The following is a 512-nucleotide window of genomic DNA, read 5'->3' as shown; positions in this document are numbered from 1 at the left end:
GTTCGGCAATTGCTTTTACTTTTTCTGCATAAACTTTAGCATTTTGGTTATAGCTTTCGGCATTTTTCGGATCGTATTTCACTAATGCGGCACGAATATTTTCAATATATTGCAATGCATTAGCCGATGACATCCAAGCATGCGGGTTCGGTAAGTTTTTATATTCACCTTCGGTAATTGCAATTGGTGTGATGCCTTCGGTTACCACAACGGCCGGTTTACCTTTTACATTTTCAAAGAAACGTTCGAACCAACGTTCTAAATTCATACCGTTCCATAAGATAAGATCCGCTTTTTGTGCTTTAGCAATATCTTTCGGTGTCGGTTGGTAATCATGAATTTCCGCACCTGGCTTAGTTATGGATTCGACAACCGCTTTATCACCGGCAACATTTTGCGCAATATCTTGGATCACGGTAAATGTTGTGACGACTTTGAATGGCGCAGCCATAGCGAGTGTTGCGCTTAAACCTAATGCAACCACAAATACTTGTTTTAAAAATGAAAGTTTC

1 protein-coding gene is annotated in these 512 nt (G+C 39.8%); it reads right to left on the bottom strand.

Annotated elements, in window-relative coordinates; all coding sequences use genetic code 11:
• Positions 1–512 (bottom strand): metal ABC transporter solute-binding protein, Zn/Mn family (locus DAE25_RS22950; RefSeq protein WP_199907749.1); only part of this gene is annotated, 512 nt, incomplete at both ends.

It is taken from the genome of Nocardioides terrigena, from assembly GCF_003047265.1.
Classification (GTDB): domain Bacteria; phylum Actinomycetota; class Actinomycetes; order Propionibacteriales; family Nocardioidaceae; genus Nocardioides; species Nocardioides terrigena.
Note: the sequence above shows the minus strand (reverse complement) of the source record. Positions and strands in the feature narration are given on the sequence as shown.